General features: G+C 61.2%; 17 protein-coding genes and 2 tRNA genes. 15 read left to right on the forward strand and 4 right to left on the reverse strand.

Features of this window, described 5'->3' with window-relative positions; genetic code table 11:
* Window positions 1-49: 49 nt before the first annotated feature.
* Together hisH and hisB are read right to left on the reverse strand one after the other, a co-directional pair.
* Entirely contained in the window at window positions 50-691 is a 642-nt protein-coding gene (gene hisH, locus BLT85_RS15845) for an imidazole glycerol phosphate synthase subunit HisH (RefSeq protein WP_093396801.1), read from the reverse strand.
* Window positions 692-694: 3 nt separating this feature from the next.
* Window positions 695-1,288, reverse strand: coding sequence for an imidazoleglycerol-phosphate dehydratase HisB (gene hisB, locus BLT85_RS15850; protein WP_093396804.1), 594 nt, complete (start codon window positions 1,286-1,288; stop codon window positions 695-697).
* 89 nt (window positions 1,289-1,377) lie between these two features.
* Between hisB and BLT85_RS15855 the strand changes: the two genes are divergently transcribed.
* The 5 genes from BLT85_RS15855 to BLT85_RS15875 all read left to right on the forward strand — a co-directional run bounded on the left by BLT85_RS15855 (window position 1,378) and on the right by BLT85_RS15875 (window position 6,246).
* The gene (locus BLT85_RS15855; RefSeq protein ID WP_231701497.1) at window positions 1,378-2,514 is read left to right on the forward strand and encodes an NAD(P)/FAD-dependent oxidoreductase; all 1,137 of its coding nucleotides are present in this window, start codon (window positions 1,378-1,380) and stop codon (window positions 2,512-2,514) included.
* A 54-nt stretch (window positions 2,515-2,568) separates the two neighbouring features.
* On the forward strand, window positions 2,569-4,749 hold the full coding sequence (locus BLT85_RS15860) for an AsmA family protein (RefSeq protein WP_093396810.1): 2,181 nt from the start codon (window positions 2,569-2,571) through the stop codon (window positions 4,747-4,749).
* Window positions 4,746-5,843 (forward strand): A/G-specific adenine glycosylase, encoded by a 1,098-nt coding sequence (gene mutY / locus BLT85_RS15865; RefSeq protein WP_093396813.1) that lies wholly within the window; start codon window positions 4,746-4,748, stop codon window positions 5,841-5,843. Before BLT85_RS15860 ends, mutY begins: the two co-directional genes overlap by 4 nt.
* Complete coding sequence (locus BLT85_RS15870) at window positions 5,812-6,084, forward strand: oxidative damage protection protein (protein ID WP_093396816.1); 273 nt, start codon at window positions 5,812-5,814, stop codon at window positions 6,082-6,084. The genes mutY and BLT85_RS15870 overlap by 32 nt, the downstream gene beginning before the upstream one ends.
* Before the next feature lie 86 nt (window positions 6,085-6,170).
* Window positions 6,171-6,246: transfer RNA gene (locus tag BLT85_RS15875), tRNA-Phe, on the forward strand.
* 51 nt (window positions 6,247-6,297) lie between these two features.
* Here the strand turns inward: BLT85_RS15875 and BLT85_RS15880 are convergent.
* A complete protein-coding gene (locus BLT85_RS15880) occupies window positions 6,298-7,548 on the reverse strand; it encodes a PAS domain-containing sensor histidine kinase (protein WP_172829841.1) in 1,251 nt (416 codons plus the stop codon).
* 124 nt (window positions 7,549-7,672) lie between these two features.
* Between BLT85_RS15880 and BLT85_RS15885 the strand changes: the two genes are divergently transcribed.
* From BLT85_RS15885 to BLT85_RS15930, 10 genes are all read left to right on the forward strand, one after another.
* Window positions 7,673-9,148, forward strand: coding sequence for an RAD55 family ATPase (locus BLT85_RS15885; RefSeq protein ID WP_231701498.1), 1,476 nt, complete (start codon window positions 7,673-7,675; stop codon window positions 9,146-9,148).
* Entirely contained in the window at window positions 9,141-9,527 is a 387-nt protein-coding gene (locus BLT85_RS15890; RefSeq protein WP_093396822.1) for a response regulator, read from the forward strand. The genes BLT85_RS15885 and BLT85_RS15890 overlap by 8 nt, the downstream gene beginning before the upstream one ends.
* A 127-nt stretch (window positions 9,528-9,654) precedes the next feature.
* Window positions 9,655-10,575 (forward strand): DUF389 domain-containing protein, encoded by a 921-nt coding sequence (locus BLT85_RS15895; RefSeq protein ID WP_093396825.1) that lies wholly within the window; start codon window positions 9,655-9,657, stop codon window positions 10,573-10,575.
* 210 nt (window positions 10,576-10,785) lie between these two features.
* Complete coding sequence (locus BLT85_RS15900) at window positions 10,786-11,553, forward strand: ABC transporter ATP-binding protein (protein ID WP_093396828.1); 768 nt, start codon at window positions 10,786-10,788, stop codon at window positions 11,551-11,553.
* A 14-nt stretch (window positions 11,554-11,567) separates the two neighbouring features.
* Window positions 11,568-12,320 (forward strand): ABC transporter substrate-binding protein, encoded by a 753-nt coding sequence (locus BLT85_RS15905; RefSeq protein ID WP_093396831.1) that lies wholly within the window; start codon window positions 11,568-11,570, stop codon window positions 12,318-12,320.
* Window positions 12,321-12,362: 42 nt separating this feature from the next.
* Complete coding sequence (locus BLT85_RS15910) at window positions 12,363-13,055, forward strand: ABC transporter permease (protein WP_093396834.1); 693 nt, start codon at window positions 12,363-12,365, stop codon at window positions 13,053-13,055.
* Complete coding sequence (locus BLT85_RS15915; protein ID WP_093396837.1) at window positions 13,052-13,753, forward strand: ABC transporter permease; 702 nt, start codon at window positions 13,052-13,054, stop codon at window positions 13,751-13,753. Before BLT85_RS15910 ends, BLT85_RS15915 begins: the two co-directional genes overlap by 4 nt.
* Window position 13,754: 1 nt before the next feature.
* Window positions 13,755-14,954 (forward strand): methyltransferase, encoded by a 1,200-nt coding sequence (locus BLT85_RS15920; protein WP_093396840.1) that lies wholly within the window; start codon window positions 13,755-13,757, stop codon window positions 14,952-14,954.
* 338 nt (window positions 14,955-15,292) lie between these two features.
* A tRNA-Thr gene (locus tag BLT85_RS15925) sits at window positions 15,293-15,368 on the forward strand.
* Between the two features lie 952 nt (window positions 15,369-16,320).
* Window positions 16,321-16,665 carry a PilZ domain-containing protein gene (locus BLT85_RS15930; RefSeq protein ID WP_093396843.1) on the forward strand — a complete coding sequence of 115 codons (345 nt, stop codon included), beginning with the start codon at window positions 16,321-16,323 and terminating at the stop codon, window positions 16,663-16,665.
* Here the strand turns inward: BLT85_RS15930 and BLT85_RS15935 are convergent.
* A complete protein-coding gene (locus BLT85_RS15935) occupies window positions 16,662-18,758 on the reverse strand; it encodes a flagellar biosynthesis protein FlhA (protein WP_093396846.1) in 2,097 nt (698 codons plus the stop codon). The two genes, BLT85_RS15930 and BLT85_RS15935, sit on opposite strands and share 4 nt — an antisense overlap.
* Window positions 18,759-18,761 lie beyond the last annotated feature (3 nt).

Here is an 18,761-nt window from a genome sequence, read left to right on the forward strand (position 1 = left end):
CTCAAGCGGACGCTTGTAGCTAGAGGTTTTCAGCTTGCGGCTCGGGTTATTACCAACGCCCATCCCAGGCCAGGAAGTTCTGCAGCAGCTGCAGGCCGTTGGTATGGCTCTTTTCCGGGTGGAACTGGGTGGCGAATATAAAGTCGTCGGCCAGCGCAGCGGCGAAGTCGACGCCGTAATGGCAGCGGCCGGCAAGATGTGTGTGCTTGCTCGCGGCGGCGTAATAGCTATGCACGAAATAGAAGCGCGCGTCCTGATCGATGCGGTGCCACAGCGGGTGATCGATGGTCTGCTTGACCTGATCCCAGCCCATGTGTGGCACCTTCAGGCGCTCGTCGCCTTCGCGCAGATCGTCCCCGAAATAGCGCACGTCACCGGGGAACAGACCAAGGGCGTCGATCCCGCCGTTCTCTTCGCTGCGCTCAAGCAGCATCTGCATGCCGACGCAGATGCCGAGCAGCGGCTTCTCGCCCGCGACCTGGCGAACGACGCGATCAAGACCGAGTTTTTGCAGCTCGCTGACACAATCGCGGATCGCGCCGACACCGGGCAGGATCACCCGATCGGCAGTGAGGATGACGTCGGGGTCGCTGGTGACTTCCACTGCCTGGGCACCCACGTGCTCCAGAGCCTTGGCTACGGAGTGCAGGTTGCCCATGCCATAGTCGATTACCGCAACATTGCTAACCATTCGTTACAGGGAACCTTTGGTCGAAGGCATCATGCCGGTCATCCGCGGATCCATTTCCACGGCCATACGCAGCGCCCGGCCGAATGCCTTGAACACTGTCTCGATCTGGTGGTGGGTGTTCACGCCACGCAGGTTGTCGATATGCAGTGTGACCTGGGCGTGGTTGACGAAGCCCTGGAAGAACTCCATGAACAAATCGACGTCGAAGCCACCAACGGACGCGCGCGTGAAGTCGACATGCATGTGCAGGCCGGGGCGTCCGGAAAAGTCGATGACCACGCGCGACAGCGCTTCGTCCAAGGGCACATAGGCGTGTCCATAGCGGCGCGTACCTTTCTTGTCGCCGATGGCCTTCGCGAAAGCCTGGCCGAGCGTAATGCCGACGTCTTCCACAGTGTGGTGGTCGTCGATGTGCAGGTCGCCACGACACCGGATGTTCATGTCGATCAGGCCGTGCCTGGCAATCTGGTCCAGCATGTGTTCGAGGAACGGGACGCCGATGTCGAAGTCGGCCTGGCCGGTACCGTCAAGGTTGATGTCAACCTTGACCTGGGTTTCCAGCGTGTTGCGCTCGACGCTTGCCTTGCGCTCCGCCATGGCAGTTCTCCAAGAGTGATGGCAATCAAGGGCGAGCATTATACGGGCTGGGCGCGCCCGCGGGCTACATTGGATGATTGGGATTGTTGATGAGCACGATTGGCAGGGAAGAGAAGATGGATTGCGACGTAGTGGTAGTGGGCGCAGGCGTGGTTGGCCTGGCCTGTGCGCAGCGGCTTGCAGCCGACGGCTGGCAGGTCATGGTGCTGGAGCAGGAGGGCTGGCCGGGCCAGCACGCTTCCAGCCGGAATAGTGAAGTGATACACGCCGGACTGTACTACGCGCCCGGCTCGCTCAAGGCGGAGCTTTGCCGCCGGGGTAGGGATCTGCTGTATCAGTGGTGCGACGCGCGGCAGGTGCCGCACCGGCGCATCGGCAAGGTGCTCGTCGCGGTCGAGGACAACGAGCTGCCTGCGCTCCAGGCGCTGCACGACAACGCCTCCGCCAACGGCGTCTCGCTCGACTGGCTCGACGCCGCCCAGGTGCACGCGCTGGAGCCCGAGGTGCGCGCCGTCGGCGGATTGTTCTCCCCGCTGACCGGCATCATCGACAGCCACGCGCTGATGCAATCCTACGAGGCCGCACTGCAGGATCGGGGCGGTCAGCTGGTCTGCCAGGCGCGGGTGGAGCGCGTCGAGGCGAGGCCGGAAGGTTATATCGTGCACGGATCGAGCGGAGGCGAAATGTTCGCGCTGACCACCCGCACGGTCCTTAACGCTGGTGGCCTGTTTGCGGCGGAACTTGCCACACGTATAGAGGGTTATCCCGCCGAGCGTGTCCCGACCATGCATTTCTGCAAGGGCAGCTATTTTTCCTACAGCGGGCGTTCTCCATTTTCCCATCTGGTCTATCCCATGCCGGAAGCCAATACGTCCGGGCTCGGCGTACACGCGACGCTGGATCTGGCAGGACAGCTGCGGTTCGGCCCGGATGTCTGTTATCAGAGCGACCTCAACTATGAAGTGGATCTCAGTGTGGCCGACCGATTTGCGGCGGCGGTGCAACGCTATTGGCCTGGCTGCGATCCGCTGCGGCTGGTGCCCGGCTATGCCGGGATTCGCGCCAAGCTGAGCGGGCCGGGGCAGCCTGCGGTGGATTTTGTCATCGAGGGATCGGCCGATCACGGCCTGCCGGGCCTGGTCTGCCTTTACGGGATCGAGTCGCCGGGGCTCACCGCCAGCCTGGCGATCGCGGATGAGGTAGCCAATCGGCTGCACAATCTCTAAGGTAAGCCGATTCGGGTGGATGCCCGTACTGGCTGGACAAGAATAGGAGTGCTCATGAAAGCCGCCAAGATCGTCGGTCTAGTTCTGCTGAGTCTTTTGGTACTGATCGTCATCGCGTTGTTCATCGTCACCCGGCTGTTCGATCCGAACGACTATAAAGAGCAGATTCAACAGGCCGCGCGTGACAAGGCCAATGTGGAACTGACCCTTGGTGGTGATATCGGCTGGTCGTTGTTCCCCTGGCTCGGCATCGAGCTCGGGGACGTGACCGTCGCACCACTGGAACAGCCCGACCAGCCGCTCGCTCAGGTCGGCTCCATGGGTCTCGGCGTGGAGGTACTGCCGCTTCTGCGTCGGCAGTTGCGCATGAGCGATGTGATCCTCGACAGCGTCACCCTGAATCTGGTGCGCGATGCCGAGGGTAACGGCAACTGGGAGACCGTCGGCCCGCAGGAGCCGGTGGACGAGCCGCTGCCTTCCGGGGATCAGCCCCAGACCGAGCAGGAGCAACAGGAGTTTGATCTGGCCATCGAAAGCGTACGCGTGACCAACGCTGCGGTGAGCTATGTCGATCGTCAGTCCGGTCGCACCATTCAACTGGAAGACCTGAATCTGCGGACTGGTGCCTTGATCGAAGGCCGCCCGGTCGACGTGGAAGTGCTCGGCCTGGTGGTGCTTGATCAGCCACTGATGCGCATCCGCATCGATCTCAATGCCATTGCGCTGTTCAACCTGGAACAACAGCAGTATCAGCTCGATGCAATAGACCTGAACGTCGACGCCAGCGGTGCGCCGTTCGATGGCCGCGCGGTGTCGTTGCGTCTGCAGGGCGATGCGCGACTTGATCGCGCCGCGCAGACGGCGGAGCTCAACCAGGTTCGTCTGTCGCTGGCGGATCTGCGTGCCACGGGCCAGTTGACCGCTACCGACATCGACGGGGACCTGCGCCTGGCTGGGGCGCTGAACGTCGCGGATTTCAATGCACGTGAACTGCTCGCCTCGCTCGGTCAGGACATTCCCGCCACCGCCGATCCGCGCGCACTGGAAAAGGCCTCGCTCTCGGCGCGCCTGGAAGGCTCCGCGCAGTCGTTCATGCTTGAGGATCTGCAATTGACCATTGATGACGCGACGCTGACCGGTCGCGCCGGCCTTGCTGACTTCGAACGCCAGGCGCTGCGCTTCGATCTGGCTGGCGAGCGGCTGGACCTGGATCGGTTCCTGCCGCCGGAAGAGCAGGTGGAAAGCGCTCAAGAGGTCGTCGCGCCCCCGGTGGCAGGCCGTGGCGAAGGTGGTACGCGCTCCGCTTCTGCGCCGCTCGAGTGGAGCGATGCGCCGATTCTGCCGCTCGAGACGCTGGCGCGGCTGGATGTCGACGGAAAACTTGCGGTGCAGCAGCTGATCCTTACCGGTCAGACCTTCGAGTCCTTCGTTGCCAGTGTCCAGGCGGCGAACGGGCGTGTCCGTTTACGGCAGCTGGAGGGCGGGGTATTCGGCGGGAAGTTCAGTGCTACTGGTGAAATCGACACTCGAGCCACGCCGGTTCGCGTGCAGGCAACGAAGCAGCTACGCAGCATGGATTCGCAGGCCATTCAGGAAGCCTACGAAGTCCCGCTGCAGTTCCGCGGCGAGTTGGACATGGACCTCGACGTCACAGCACGCGGTAACAGCATGGCGCGCTGGATGAATACCCTGACTGGCAGCGCCCGCTTTGACGTTCAGGATGGCGCCCTGCTCGGCGTCAACCTGGAACAGCAGGCCTGTCAGGCTATCGCGCTGGCCAACCGCAAGTCGCTGGGTCAGCCCCGTGGCGCGGAAAACACCCCATTCAACCGGCTAAGGGGCACCTTCAAGATCGTCGACGGTACGGTAACCACCAACGATCTGGTGGTCGCCGTACCGGGGATCCAGGCCAGCGGTCGCGGTGCCCTGGAGTTGCCGGTGCAGCGCATGGACTTCCGTCTTGGCCTGTTGATCGAGGGCGACAAGAGCGAAATGCCTGATCCTGCATGCCAGGTGAACGAGCGCTATCGCGACATCCAGTGGCCGGTACGTTGCCAGGGCTTTCTGCATAACGCAGCCAAGAGTTGCGGCGTGGACACTGACGAGGTGGCCAAGATTGCCGGGCGACTGCTCGGCGACGAAGCGCGGCGCAAGGTCGAAGAGCGCGTAGAGGAGAAGCTGGGTGACCAGGCGCCTGCGGTTCGCGACGCCATACGGGGGTTGCTCGGCCGGTGATGCCTGAGATGTTCTCCGACGCGGTGCTGGACTGGTTCGACAGGCACGGCCGCAAGGACTTGCCCTGGCAGCAGGACATGACGCCGTACCGCGTCTGGGTCTCCGAGATTATGCTGCAGCAGACGCAGGTCAGCACGGTGATCCCGTACTATCAGCGCTTCATGCAGGCGCTGCCAAGTGTCGAAGCGCTGGCTGCGGCGCCAGCTGATGAAGTGCTGCACCTGTGGACGGGTCTGGGTTATTACAGCCGCGCGCGCAACCTGCACAAAACGGCGAAGCTGGTGGTCGAGCAGTATGCCGGCGAATTCCCGCGTAGCGCAGAGCGGCTTGCCGAGCTGCCGGGCATCGGTCAGTCGACCGCGGGCGCTATCGCCAGTCTGAGTATGGGCGCGCGTGCACCGATTTTGGATGGCAACGTCAAACGTGTATTGGCTCGCTTCGATGCGGTACCCGGTTGGCCGGGAGAGCGCCCCGTGCAGCTGCGCCTGTGGGAGCTCGCCGAGCGCTATACGCCACGCCAGAGGGTAGCTGACTACACTCAGGCGATGATGGATCTGGGCGCCACGCTCTGTACCCGGAGCAAGCCCAGTTGCTTGTTGTGTCCGCTGCAGTCTGCATGCAAGGCGCGGCAGTTGGGAACTCCGACGGCCTTTCCACAAGCGCGCCCGCGCAAGGCGATACCCGTCCGCAGCTGCCTGATGCCGCTCGCGGTGGATCCGCGGGGCGCGGTCTGGCTCGAGCGACGCCCCGATAGTGGTCTCTGGGGTGGACTATGGTGTCCGCCTCAGCTCGATGACGACACCGAGCTCGATGAATGGCTTGCCGGTCGCGGATGGAAACGAGGCGAGGTGGCGCCGTTGGATCCGCTGCGGCATACGTTCAGCCATTTTCACCTGGATATCCGCCCGGTCCTGGTGCGTGTGGATCCCGGCGCTGGCGTGGCCGAGGCCGGGCAGGTCTGGTATAACCTGCGCAAACCGACGCGCCTCGGGTTGGCAGCACCGGTCAAAGTGTTGCTCGAGCGCGCGCAACGCCATCTTCACCCAGATTCGGAGGTATCCCATGTCCCGCACGGTGATGTGTCGCAAATATAAGCAGGAATTGCCCGGCCTCGACCGACCGCCGTATCCCGGTCCGAAGGGTCAGGCGATTTATGACGACGTGTCGAAGAAGGCCTGGGATGAATGGCAGGCCCACCAGACCATGCTGATCAATGAGCGCCGGTTGAACATGATGGATGTGGAAGACCGCAAATTCATCCAGCAGGAAATGGACAAGTTTCTAGCTGGCGAGGCTTATGCCCAAGCCGATGGTTATGTTCCGCCAAGCAGCTGATTGCATGGTAACCGGCTGAAAAATGGAAAATATTCGGTCGGGGTGCTTGACAGTCAAAGTTCAGAATCGTTTAATGGCGCCCCGTTGCCCAGGTAGCTCAGTCGGTAGAGCAGAGGATTGAAAATCCTCGTGTCGGCGGTTCGATTCCGTCCCTGGGCACCATTATCGATACAAAAAAGGCTCACCTCCAAGGTGGGCCTTTTTTGTTTGCCCTCACGCTTCTGCCGGCGGCCGCAAAGGCAGGGTCACGCGAAATGTCGTGCCTTCGTCCGTGTTGCTGATTACCGCAGCCTTGCCGCCATGCGCTTCGGCGATCCCGTTGACCACCGTTAGCCCCAGTCCCCATCCCTGCTCCGAGCCGTTCTGATGCGCTGCCCTGCGATGATAGGGTTCGAAGAGTCTCGCCTGGTCTTCGGCGGGTATGGCCGGCCCCTCGTTGTGTACTTCCAGAGCGACCGTTTCGTTCTGTTCTCGCACCGAGACGCTGACGGGCCGCCCGGCGGTGCCGTACTTGACGGCGTTGATGCACAAATTTTCCACCATGCGCCGCAGCTGCATGCGCGACCAGAGCCCGCTGATCGGAACTGGCGCGCGAAGTACGAAGCGATCGCCGAAAAGCGTCGACAGCTCTGCCAGTACATCCTCGACCAGGTCCGTCAGCTCCAGTGGCTCCACTTCGATCGACAGCTTCTTGCCCGAGCGCAGCTGATTCGCATCGAGCAGGTCGCCGATCATGCGATCGCACCGGTCGAGACTGGCCGCAATGCGCGCCGACAGTCTTTGCGCCTCCGCCGGGTCGCTGCCTTTGCGGAACAACAGTTGCGAGGCGAACTTGGCGGCTGCCAGCGGAGTGCGCAGATCGTGGGTCAGAGTCAGTACGAACAGCTCACGCAGATCGCGCTCTTGTTCGAGTTCGACCTTGGCCTCGCGCAGTCGGCTGTTCGCCAGGCGGATCTCGATAGCCTGTTCGTCGTTGTGCATTTCTGCCGCTGCCAGCCGCGACCGGTCGGCCATGAACGGCGTGACATCCTCGACCCGATGCAGGATGTGGGTGAGTTGCCCCTCAGCGTCGAACACCGGCGTGTTGACCGGGCTCCAGTAGCGCTCCTCGAAGTCGTCGGAGTCTCTCAGACGAATATCGTATTTCTGTATCGCCATTGCATCGGGCACTCGATGTTTGAGCACGCGTTCGAAGGAGGCCGAGAGGTTGGCGGTGCTATGGGCTTGGGGATCGTGCGGGTTGTCCGGAAAGACTTCGAAGATGTGCTGGCCGATGATCGCATCGCGCTCAGTCATGGTTGCCCGGAGGTAGGCATCGTTGACCGCGGCGATGATCAGTTGCGAGGTAACGACCAGATAGGGGGCCGGTGCAGCATGGAACAGGCCGCAGAAGTCGGGCTCGTTCTGCCTGGTCTCGGCGGGGCGCCGCGAGGGCAGCGCGGGGCCGCTGGGCGGCGTCGACATGTTCAGGGCTCCTCCACGGTGACTGTTCACCCAGCTTAGCAAGCCTGCAGGCAGTGATCGCGTCATGTTGTCGTTTTCGCGGCATGCTAGTATGCAGCCATTGCTCGAGAAGGCGAGAACTGCAGTGACTGACGAATATAGCGACCAGAGGGAATTAGCACGCCTGCCGACCGGCGTGCCAGGTCTGGATACTGTCCTTTGTGGCGGATTGCTCCCGCGAGGGGTCTACATTGTCCAGGGCGGCCCCGGCGAAGGAAAGACCATCCTTGCCAATCAGTTCTGCTACAGCCGCGCCGCCCAGGGCGAGCGGTCGCTGTACGTCACGCTCCTAGCCGAAACGCACCACCGCCTGCTGCGCCATCTACGACACATGGAGTTCATGGTGGAGCACCAGCGCTCGGAGGCGGTGTCGTACGAGAGCGCCTTCGACACCTTGCGTAACCAGGGCCTGGAGGGCGTGTTGCGCTTCCTGATGCGCAACGCAAAGAACCGCAAGGCATCGGTAATCGTCGTTGACGGCCTTTTCGCGTTGGAAGAGACGACCGAATCCGAACGTACTTTCCGTGAATTCATCAACGATGTAGCCGCGTTTGCCGATATGAGCGGCTGCACCGTCCTGCTGCTGACCAACAGTGATCGCAACGGTGGTAGCCCTGAATTCACCATGGTCGACGGCTGGATCGAACTTGGCAGTGATGAGGAAGGCAGTCGCAGCTACCGCTACCTCAAGGTGCGCAAGTTCCGCGGTAGTGGATTCGTGTCCGGTCGGCACGTGGCCGAGATCAGCAACGAAGGCTTCCATGTCTATCCGCGTCTGGAGGCGATTCACGGCCATGAACCCGCCGTGGCCATGCGGGACGCGCGGGTAACTAGCGGGGTCACTGGGCTCGACGAGTTGCTAGAGGGCGGCCTGCCGTACTCATCCACTACCGCAGTGATCGGTCCGAGCGGAGTCGGCAAGACTACGACCGGCCTCGGTTTCATCTGTCAGAGCACGCCGGAGGAGCCGGGCCTGATCTTTGGCTTTTACGAAGACGAAGGACGGCTGCGACGCCGCGCAGAGTGCCTGGGTCTCGACCTGGGCACCTTGCTCGGCTCGGGTATCGTTGAGTTGCTGCACTTCCCTCCGACCGAGGCCTTGATCGACAAGCTCGCAGAGCAGCTGCTTGATGCGATCGACCGCCGCGGAGTACAGCGGCTGTTTCTCGATGGCGTGGACGGGTTCATGCAATCCACGGTCTCTCCGCAGCGGCTGGGTCGTTTTTTCACTGCGCTGACTTCCGCCTTGCGTACCCGAGGCGTCACGACGCTCTTCACGTCGGCAATCCCTGAGATCATTGGCGGCAAGAGCGCTATCACGACAGCCTCGGTTTCAGCGATTGCAGAAAACATCATCCTGCTGCGCTACGCCGAACTCGATTCGACGCTGCACCGGACCATCGGCGTGATAAAAATGCGCGAAAGCGGTTTCTCGCCGCACCTGCATGAACTCTATCTCGGCCGAAACGGCGTCGCCATCGGCGAGCAGATGAGGCACACCGAAGGAGTAGTGCTCGGACGGGCGCGTCGTCGTTCCTCCACGGACGGTCAAGATGCCTGAACGCGACGCAGGCGCGCAAACGCCCCTGGTTCTCCTGGTGGAGGATGAGCGGGCTCTGCGTAAGGTGATGGAACTCGTCCTGCAAGGCGAAGGCTACGATGCCATGACCGCCAACAACGGGCGCGAGGCCCTGGCCTTGCTGGAGCAGGCGCGGCCGAACCTGATCATATCCGACTACGTAATGCCTGAAATGGACGGCGGCGAGCTGGTGCGTCGGGTCCGGGCGGACGACCGTCTTGCAGGTATCCCGATCCTGCTGATGAGTTCCGGTTTCCCCGAGGATCTGCCCGAGCGCGACCTCGTCGACCTGTGCATGGAGAAGGGTGGCAAACTCGACGTGCTCCTGGATGCAGTCGCCTCGCTGATCGCCAAGGGCTGAACGTCCGCCTTTTCTCCTGCCGCTGCGACCCGGCTGCGGAACTATCCGTCCTGGTGTCCTCTCCTTAGTGAATACGTTGCCGCGCTGCGCTTCCTGCCGCGGCGGCGCCTGCATACGGGAGAAAGGCATGCCTCGTGCGATAAAAGTCAGTCTTGCTTCGGACAAGAGTCAGTCTCTGGTTGATCGGCTACTGTCCATCGAGGGTGTGATAAGTATCGACCTGCAGCGAGGCGCGTCGATAGCGCCGGCCGGCGACGTGGTATCCATTGCCGTGGTCAATCAACGCACGCGTGCCGTCTTGGACATGCTCGATGACCTCGATGTGACGCGGCAGGGAAGCATCCAGATGAGCGCGCTCACCAGTGTGGTGAGTCGCGGCAATCAAAGCCTGGTGAACAAGGAGTCGGACGAGACTGTGTGGGACGAAATGGCCTTCATGCTGCGTACCGATACCAATCCGTCGCTCAACTACATTCTGGCAATGTCCCTTGCTGGTGCCATTGCCGCAGGGGGACTCTGGACTGACACCTTGCACGTGATCGTAGGCGCCATGCTCATCGCTCCAGCCTTCGAACCGCTTGCCCGCCTGCCGTTTGGCCTGATTGTCGGAATCCGCGAACTGGTGCCGACAGGTCTCAAGTCGATGGTGGTCGGTAATCTGGCGATGATTGTCGGGGCGGTGTTATCGACTCTGGTGCTGGCGTGGTGGAGTCCTGGCGCCAGCGACGCCTTTGTCGGGAATCAATGGGTGTCCTTTTGGAGCAACATCACGTTTAACAGCCTGTGGACCTCTCTCTTCGGTGGCATCGCCGGCGCGGTAGTCATCAGCGCACAGAAGTCGGTACTTACCACGGGCGTGATGGTCACCCTTGCACTGATTCCGAGCATGTCGCTGGTCGGGATGGGGATCGTCGCTGGAGATTTGGGGCTCATGGGTATGGCGGCCTTGCGCTGGCTGCTCGACGCCCTGCTGGTTATCGTCACATGCGCGTTGGTTTTCGGGTTCAAACATCGCTTCCTCCATCGTCGCCACGAAGCGAGCAGCTAATGGCGACCAGATGTGGTCCGCCAGTTTAACTTGGAAAGACTTTTGCATGCATATTCGGGACATGACCCGTCGACGGTTCTTGGTCATGGCCATCAGCTGTGCTAGTTTTGCCAGCATGACGGATGCATTACAGAGGGAATTTCAGGCATTTCCGGGTATCATCCCGGCCTCGTTTATTTGACTGGCGAAAGCCCAGATGGAAACCGATACGTGACCCCGCCGGCCCTGGAAGTGCGCAACCTGCACAAACGCTATGGCGACCTTGAAGTACTCAAGGGCGTTGATCTTGTTGCCCGCGACGGCGACGTCATTTCGATCCTCGGCTCTTCCGGCTCCGGAAAGAGCACTTTGCTGCGCTGTATCAACTTGCTGGAGAATCCGCAGCAAGGCCAGATTCTGGTGGCCGGCGAAGAGCTGAAGCTCAAACCGGACAGGGACGGTGAACTGCAGGCTGCAGACAGCAAGCAGATCAATCGTCTGCGCGCCCGAGTAGGCTTCGTCTTCCAGAGCTTCAACCTCTGGCCGCACATGAGCGTTCTCGACAACATCATCGAAGCTCCGCGCCGCGTGTTAGGCCAAAGCAAGGCTGAAGCTGTGGCCGCTGCCGAAGTGTTTCTGGAAAAAGTCGGCATCGCTGACAAGCGTGACTCCTTTCCCGCCCAGCTGTCCGGTGGCCAGCAGCAACGCGCGGCGATCGCCCGCACCTTGGCCATGCAGCCGCAGGTAATCCTCTTTGATGAGCCGACCTCGGCGCTCGATCCTGAAATGGTGCAGGAAGTACTCAGTGTGATTCGTGCGCTGGCAGATGAAGGACGGACTATGCTCCTTGTTACGCATGAAATGCGTTTCGCCAGGCAAGTATCCAGTCAGGTCATATTTCTTCATAAGGGCCAGGTGGAAGAAATCGGTACCCCCGAGCAGGTGTTCGACAGCCCCGTATCCGAACGGTGCAAGCAGTTCATGTCCAGCCATAGCTAAAGGAGCAGTAACCAATGAAGAGCTACAAGAAGGTCTTGCTGGCCGCCGCGGCAGCCATGTTGATCCAGATTCCGGCCATGGCGGCGGAAACTCTGCGCATCGGTACCGAAGGCGCCTATCCTCCGTTCAACGAGATCAACAACAAGGGTGAAGTGGTCGGTTTCGATATCGATATCGCCAAGGCACTGTGCGAAGAAATGGGCACCGAATGCACGGTGGTCACCTCTGACTGGGACGGCATCATCCCGGCACTGAACACCCGTCGCTTCGACTTCCTGGTCGCCTCCATGTCGATCACTGACGAGCGCAAGCAGGCAGTGGATTTCACCGATCCCTACTACACCAACAAGCTGCAGTTCGTTGCGCCGAAGGACGAAGAGTTCAAGATCGACGAGCAGAGCCTGAAGGGCAAGACCATCGGTGCCCAGCGCGCGACCATCGCTGGCCAGTGGCTGGAAGAGAACCTGTCCGACGTGGTCGAGATCCGCCTGTATGACACCCAGGAAAACGCTTATCTGGACATGAGTTCCGGCCGCATCGACGGTGTGCTCGCGGACAGCTTCGTGCAGTACGAGTGGCTGCAGAGCGACGCCGGTTCGGACTTCGAGTTCAAGGGTGAGCCGGTGTTCGACAACGACAAGATCGGCATTGCCGTACGCAAGGGCGATCCTCTGCAGGAACGGCTGAACAAGGCGCTGGACGCGATCATCGAGAACGGCACCTACGCCGAGATCAACGCCAAATACTTCCCTTTCAGCATCCGCTGATTCGACTGGGCGGGCCCTTCAGGGCCCGCAACTGATCCTGACATGCTCGATTTGCAAGGTTTTGGTCCGGCCCTGATCGAAGGGACCTGGATGACGATTCGTTTGTCCCTCGCCTCGGTTGCGCTGGGACTGCTGCTCGGCCTGGCCGGAGCCAGCGCCAAGACTTCTGCCAATCCGCTGTTGCGCGGGTTGGGTGGTTTTTACACATCCGTCGTCCGCGGGGTGCCGGAAACGCTGTGGGTGCTCATGGCCTACTTCGGTACGGTGTCGATGATGAACTGGATCGGCAGTCATTTCGGCAACCCGTATCTGACGCTTAATCCGTTTCTGGCAGGCACGCTCGCCCTGGGCCTGTGCTTTGGTGCCTATGCCACCGAAGTGTTTCGCGGCGCCTTGCTCGCGATACCGCCGGGCCAGAAGGAAGCCGGGCTCGCGCTTGGCATGTCGAACATGCGCATTTTCTGGCGGATCACGCTGCCCCAGTTGTGGCGCGTCGCCCTGCCCGGGCTGGGCAATCTGTACCTGATCCTGCTCAAGGACACTGCCCTGGTCTCGCTTATCACCCTGGATGAGCTGATGCGCAAGGCACAGGTAGCTGCGAACTCGACCAAGGAACCCTTCACCTTCTACTTCACCGCGGCGTTGATCTATCTCGCGCTCACGGTCGTCATCATGGCTGCGCTGCACTGGTTCGAGCGGCGTGCCAATCGCGGCTTTACGAGGACGGAGCTATGACCTGGGCCGAGCGTTGGGAGCTCGTCGTACGCTTCGGTCCGCAATTGTGGGACGGGACCCTGGTCACGTTGCAACTGGTGGGGATCGCGGTATTGGCCGGCCTGTTCATCGCCATCCCGCTGGGGCTGGCCCGTGCGTCGAAACACTGGTACATCCAGGCGCTACCCTACAGCTACATCTTCTTTTTCCGCGGCACACCCTTGCTGCTGCAGTTGTTTCTGGTCTATTACGGGTTGTCTCAGTTCGAGGTGGTGCGCGACAGCTTCCTCTGGCCATTCCTGCGCGAGCCTTACTGGTGTGCGCTGCTGACCATGACGCTGCACACCGCAGCCTATATTGCTGAAATCCTGCGTGGTGCCATCCAGTCGGTACCGCCAGGTGAAGTGGAGGCGGCGCGCGCGTTGGGCATGTCGCGCAGCCAGGCGCTGCGCTACATCATCCTGCCACGTGCGATTCGTATCGGTCTGCCAGCCTATGGCAACGAGGTAATCCTCATGCTCAAGGCCAGTGCTGTGGTCTACACGGTCACGCTGATGGACGTGATGGGGGTGGTGCGTACCATCAACTCCCGTACGTATCAGTACGAGCAGTTCTTTATGGTTGCCGGCCTGATCTACCTGGTGGTCACCATTGTGTTTACCCAGTTATTCAAACTGGTTGAACGCTGGTTGAAGGTCGAGGCCAGCCGCAGGCGCTAACGTGAGCCATGCCGAGCAATTCGAGGCGCTGGACGCCTGGCTGAGCGAATATCAGGCGGTCTGGCGTGCGCGTCCCTTTGTGCAGCATCGTCTGCCCTGGGAGGCAGACTGGACAGAGTTGTCCACGGCGCTACGCGCACGCGCGCTGGAGCAGGCCGAGGCCGACCACGGCGATCCCCATCGGCTCGATCTGCCAGCACCGTTCCCCGCGCTGGCAGCGACCTCCCGGCGCCTGAGCCGCTTGCCCGACTGGTCCTCCAGCCCGCCGCCAGTCCCGCTCAATCTGTCGGCGCATATTCCAGGCCGCAAATGGCAACAGATCCAGCATTTCGCCCACATCACCTCGCTTACGCTGACTGAACCTGCCGCCAAATGGGTCGACTGGTGCGCAGGGAAGGGCCATCTTGGTCGATTGCTCGGCTGGCGCTCTGCCGCGCCGGTGATGTGCCTCGAACGCGACAGGCAACTCAACCATGACGGTGCGGAGCTCAGTCGGCACTGGCAGGTGTGCGCCGAGCACGTCGAGGCGGATGTTCTGGCGCCTGAAACCTGGGGCAGGCTCGCAGCAGAGCAGAGCGTAGTCGCTCTGCACGCCTGCGGCGATCTGCATGCCACGTTGCTTCGCCAGGGCGCCGCGGCCGGCTGCCGACAGCTGACCTTATCGCCGTGTTGCTACAACCGCATCGCCTCGCCAGCGTACGAACCCATGTCCGCGCTTGGTCGCCACGCAGCCGTGTCGCTCAGTCGGGAAGATCTCGGATTGCCGTTGCAACAGACGGTCACCGCAGGCAGGCGGGTGCGGGCGCTGCGTGACCGGTCGATGGCATGGCGCCTGGCGTTCGACCTGTGGCAGCGTGAGGCTCGCGGGGTGGATGAATACCTGCCGACGCCGTCCCGGCCGGAAAGCGCGCTCGCCTGCGGGATGCCGGCGTTCTGTCGCGATCTTGCCGCCCACCATAAGCTGGCGTTGCCTGAACCTGAGAATTGGGCAGTGCTTGAAGCCCACGGCTGGCAGCGGCTGGCCATCGCCCGCAATCTGGAACTGGTTCAGGCTCTGTTCCGGCGTCCACTCGAGGTGTGGTTGCTCCTCGATCGGGCGCTGTATCTAGAAGAGCAAGGCTACCGCGTCAGGCTCGGCCAGTTCTGCCCCGTCGAACTCACCCCGCGTAACCTGATTCTGCTGGCTGAGCGGGCTTCCTAACAGCTCATCACCATCCTGTGTACGGCTTGCTAACAGACTTATCCACAGCATGGCCTCGACGGGGTTATCCCCGACGGCTGTGCATAACATTGTTGAAGACTTCTTGGTAATCGCTCACAAGCCCCGCGGGGCGTGGTCTCGCGCCGATCGATCAAAAAACGAGCTCTGTGAATGACTGTAGAAACAACGAGTTGGAGCTCACTTATGAAGTCAAGCTCGAAAAACTATTCACAAGTGAGCCAGCTTCGCTTCGGCGCCCTTACGCAGATGAATATTTTCTACATTCCCGCCCTCTGCGGGGTTTACAGATAAGCCAGCACCGATATAATGCAACCCGCGCCGGTATAGCTCAGCTGGTAGAGCAACTGACTTGTAATCAGTAGGTCCCGGGTTCGACTCCTGGTGCCGGCACCAAGAAATAAACGACTTAGGCTCGCTTAACAGGCGGGCCTTTTTCGTTTCTGCGATTGGGTACCACTTCGGGTACCGCCACCTCGTTAGTAGCTGTCTACTGCTTTCCGCTGTTTTCGCCGACTTTTCGCCTGACCGCGCCTGCAAGACCAAGCGAGTCAAGGTTGCGTGAAACCGTCAGACAGGAAAGATCTCGCCCCAGGCTCGGCGGCTTGGTGAGCCGCTCCTGCCTCCCACCATCTCGGCCTGCGCCAATAAAGTGTCGATCGCGCACGCGTTTCCAGGCGACTGACGGAACTTTGTTCCTCCAACACAGTCCATCCGCTGATAGCACATTGCCTTGAGGGATCGACATGGATGAGAACAAACGTGGTTGGGTCTGGGCATATCGCAAGGTGCGCGGTTGGCACGTCTCTGGTGTGCAAGCTTGCTACCGGGCGACTCGTTTCGCCTTGACCGGCGATAGCGGCTCGTTTCACAGTCACGGTGGATGGCGCAAGTCGCGGCTCACGCGCGGCTGACAGATGAAGAATCATCGAGCGGCGCCGCGCAAAGCAGCGCGCGACGCGTAGTTCTCGGCGGTGTACGCACGGCCGTTGCCTAAGCCCGGCGTCAACGGTGCGACGCGTGCTGGAATGGATCAATCCACCATCAGGTTCCTTTCTGAAGTCATGGTTGGGGCCTTGCTGCGCTGGCAGGGCTTATTTCTTATGAGCGATTTCCGTGCTGCCTCCCTTGCCCTTGTCGTCTCACTTCAGCGACGCGCAAAAAATATCGACAGACTGTTCGCTTAAAACGAGCCTGGCTTTGAGTTTGCCAGTACAACTCCTTCCTTTCGTGAGCGATGCACGAGTCTGATGCCTCGTTTCCGAACTCGCGCTTAAGGAATCCCAGCACCTGGTCGCTCTTTGATTTAAGCTTTTGCAAAACGGACAGGAACAGAGGGAACACGCTCATGCGCGGTCAAAGTCGTATTGTTTTCAGGGCGGTCTTTCGCATCAAGGTGAGTGACCGCGCCACTGGCGAGTTGGTGGGCTACGTCGGAGATATTTCCGAGCGGGGACTAAGAGTGTTGAGCGACACGCCCGCCGTGGCCGGAACGACCATCCAATGGCGGCTGCGCATGCGCAGGGACGATGGTTTCCAGTCGGTCGACATCGACGGCCACTGCCTGTGGTCGCGGCAAAATGCCCGGAGCGGTCAGCGCGAGTCGGGCATTCGCGTGGATCAGCCGAACGAGGCGTTCGTGCAGCTGGTCGAGAGTCTCCGTGCGCGTAGAAAGGCGAAGCAGCCGGCCTAGCCAAGGGTGCCGTGGATACTGACCTCGACGCCCTCGGGAATCTCGTTCTGCGACAGAACATGCAGCCCGGGGCTGAACACCTTCGCATAGCGCGCCAACAGCGGTCGCAGCTGCGGCATCACGACCAGGATCGGAGGGTGGCCTTTCTGGCGGAGCTGCTCCTTCACTAGAGGCATCTTGTTCTGCAGCTGATTCAGCAGGTTCGGTTCGACCGGAATGCTATCGAGGCTGACCGAGCCTGCCTGCTGCGCGGAACTCAACGCACTCATCAAGGTGTTCTCCAGGCTGTTGTCGAGGATGTACACGAGCAGTTCGCTACGATCCCCCGAGACGCTCGAAACGATGCTCCGGCGCAGGGCGTAACGCACATCGGCGGCGATCAGCAACGGATCCTTGGTGGATTCGCTGCTCTCCAGCATGGCGGTGGCTACCGACACGATATCGCGCAGTGAAACCTGTTCCTGCAGCAACTGCCTGTACACCTTGTGTTGCAACGTATAGCTGAGCTGCGCCTTCAGGCTGTCGGCCAGCTTAGGCGCCTGGAGCGCCAGGCGTTGCATCAGGTGCTCGACGTCGTCGTGCTTGAATATTTCCGGAAGACTCGCGCGAATGATCTTGTTCAGGTGGGTGGCGATCACGCTGGAGCAGTCGATGACCTGGTAGCCGAGGTTCAGCGCCTTGGGTTTTTCTTCGGGATTGATCCAGACGACTTCCATGCCGTAGGCCGGATCGGTGCCGATGACGCCGTCCATTTTTCCGTATGTTTCGGCCCCGGGAATAGCCATCAGCCGATCCGGATGGAGCTCGGCACCATCGAGCTTTTCACCGTTAATGAGGATCTGATACTGCGAGGCCTTCAGACGCAGACTGTCGCGGATCTGAATTTCCGGCAGCAGGAAACCGAGTCTCTCCGACAGCGTCTGGCGCACGCCACGTACCCGCTGGGGCAGCGGCGCGCCACTTTCAGGGCTGACCAGCGCGACCAGTTTGTATCCAAGGGAAATGGAGATGCGCTCGACCAGGGGGATGTCATGCCACTCAAGCGTCGCAATCTGCTCGCGCTCCATCGCCTGGCCCAGAGCCTCGACCTTGGTCAGTTCGTCTTCGTCGATTTCGGGATGAAAGCGCGCCACACTCCAGCCAATGAACGCCAACAGCGAAGCGAAGCCGAGGAACGCCAGGTGCGGCATGCCCGGCACCAGAGCCAGAACGAACAGGATCCCGGCTACGGTGTAGATCAGCGTGGGTGACGCCAGCAGCTGACGGCGTACCTGAGAGGTGATCGCGCTCGACTCGTTGGTACGCGTGACGATGATTGCCGCGGCAGTCGAGAGCAGCAGGGCAGGGATCTGCGCTACCAGACCGTCACCGATGGTCAGCAGTGCATACTGGCGAAACGCGTCGCCAGCGCTCAGTTCATGCATGAACAGGCCGATGGCAAAGCCACCGAACAGGTTGATCAGCAGGATCAGGATGCCGGCGATGGCATCCCCGCGAACGAATTTCGAGGCGCCGTCCATCGCGCCATAGAAGTCGGCCTCCTTCGCCACTTCCTGGCGTCGCTGTCTGGCTTCTTCCTGGGTAATCAGGCCGGCGTTCATGTCGGCATCGATTGCCATCTGCTTGCCCGGCAAGGCGTCGAGCGTAAAGCGGGCGGTCACTTCGGAGATGCGCTCGCCACCCTTGGTGACGACCATGAAGTTGATGATCATCAGGATGACGAACACGATCAGGCCGACGATGAAGTTGCCGCCGATGACCACTTCGCCGAACGCTTCGATCACCTTGCCCGCCGCGGCCGTTCCGGTATGACCCTCGAGCAATACCACCCGGGTGGATGCAACGTTCAGCGTCAGCCGCATCAGCGTGGTAACGAGGATCACCGTCGGGAACAGCGAGAAATCCAGCGGGCGCTTGGCGGAGACGGTCACCATCATCACCAGCACCGACATGGCGATGTTGAACGTGAAGAGAACGTCCAGCAGCAACGGCGGCAGCGGCAGGATGATCATCGCCAGGATCGACAGGATGACCAGAGGAATACCGATCTGGCCGGTGGTCAGAATGGGCATCAGTTGCTGAAATGGCTTCATGGC

Source organism: Halopseudomonas xinjiangensis (assembly GCF_900104945.1).
GTDB classification, from domain to species: domain Bacteria; phylum Pseudomonadota; class Gammaproteobacteria; order Pseudomonadales; family Pseudomonadaceae; genus Halopseudomonas; species Halopseudomonas xinjiangensis.

Coding starts and splice junctions, on each gene's coding strand:
- hisH (WP_093396801.1), bottom strand. CDS start 691: ATGGTTAGCAATGTTGCGGTAATCGACTATGGCATGGGCAACCTGCAC.
- hisB (WP_093396804.1), bottom strand. CDS start 1,288: ATGGCGGAGCGCAAGGCAAGCGTCGAGCGCAACACGCTGGAAACCCAG.
- BLT85_RS15855 (WP_231701497.1), top strand. CDS start 1,378: ATGAGCACGATTGGCAGGGAAGAGAAGATGGATTGCGACGTAGTGGTA.
- BLT85_RS15860 (WP_093396810.1), top strand. CDS start 2,569: ATGAAAGCCGCCAAGATCGTCGGTCTAGTTCTGCTGAGTCTTTTGGTA.
- BLT85_RS15870 (WP_093396816.1), top strand. CDS start 5,812: ATGTCCCGCACGGTGATGTGTCGCAAATATAAGCAGGAATTGCCCGGC.
- BLT85_RS15880 (WP_172829841.1), bottom strand. CDS start 7,548: ATGTCGACGCCGCCCAGCGGCCCCGCGCTGCCCTCGCGGCGCCCCGCC.
- BLT85_RS15890 (WP_093396822.1), top strand. CDS start 9,141: ATGCCTGAACGCGACGCAGGCGCGCAAACGCCCCTGGTTCTCCTGGTG.
- BLT85_RS15895 (WP_093396825.1), top strand. CDS start 9,655: ATGCCTCGTGCGATAAAAGTCAGTCTTGCTTCGGACAAGAGTCAGTCT.
- BLT85_RS15905 (WP_093396831.1), top strand. CDS start 11,568: ATGAAGAGCTACAAGAAGGTCTTGCTGGCCGCCGCGGCAGCCATGTTG.
- BLT85_RS15910 (WP_093396834.1), top strand. CDS start 12,363: ATGCTCGATTTGCAAGGTTTTGGTCCGGCCCTGATCGAAGGGACCTGG.
- BLT85_RS15915 (WP_093396837.1), top strand. CDS start 13,052: ATGACCTGGGCCGAGCGTTGGGAGCTCGTCGTACGCTTCGGTCCGCAA.
- BLT85_RS15930 (WP_093396843.1), top strand. CDS start 16,321: ATGCGCGGTCAAAGTCGTATTGTTTTCAGGGCGGTCTTTCGCATCAAG.
- BLT85_RS15935 (WP_093396846.1), bottom strand. CDS start 18,758: ATGAAGCCATTTCAGCAACTGATGCCCATTCTGACCACCGGCCAGATC.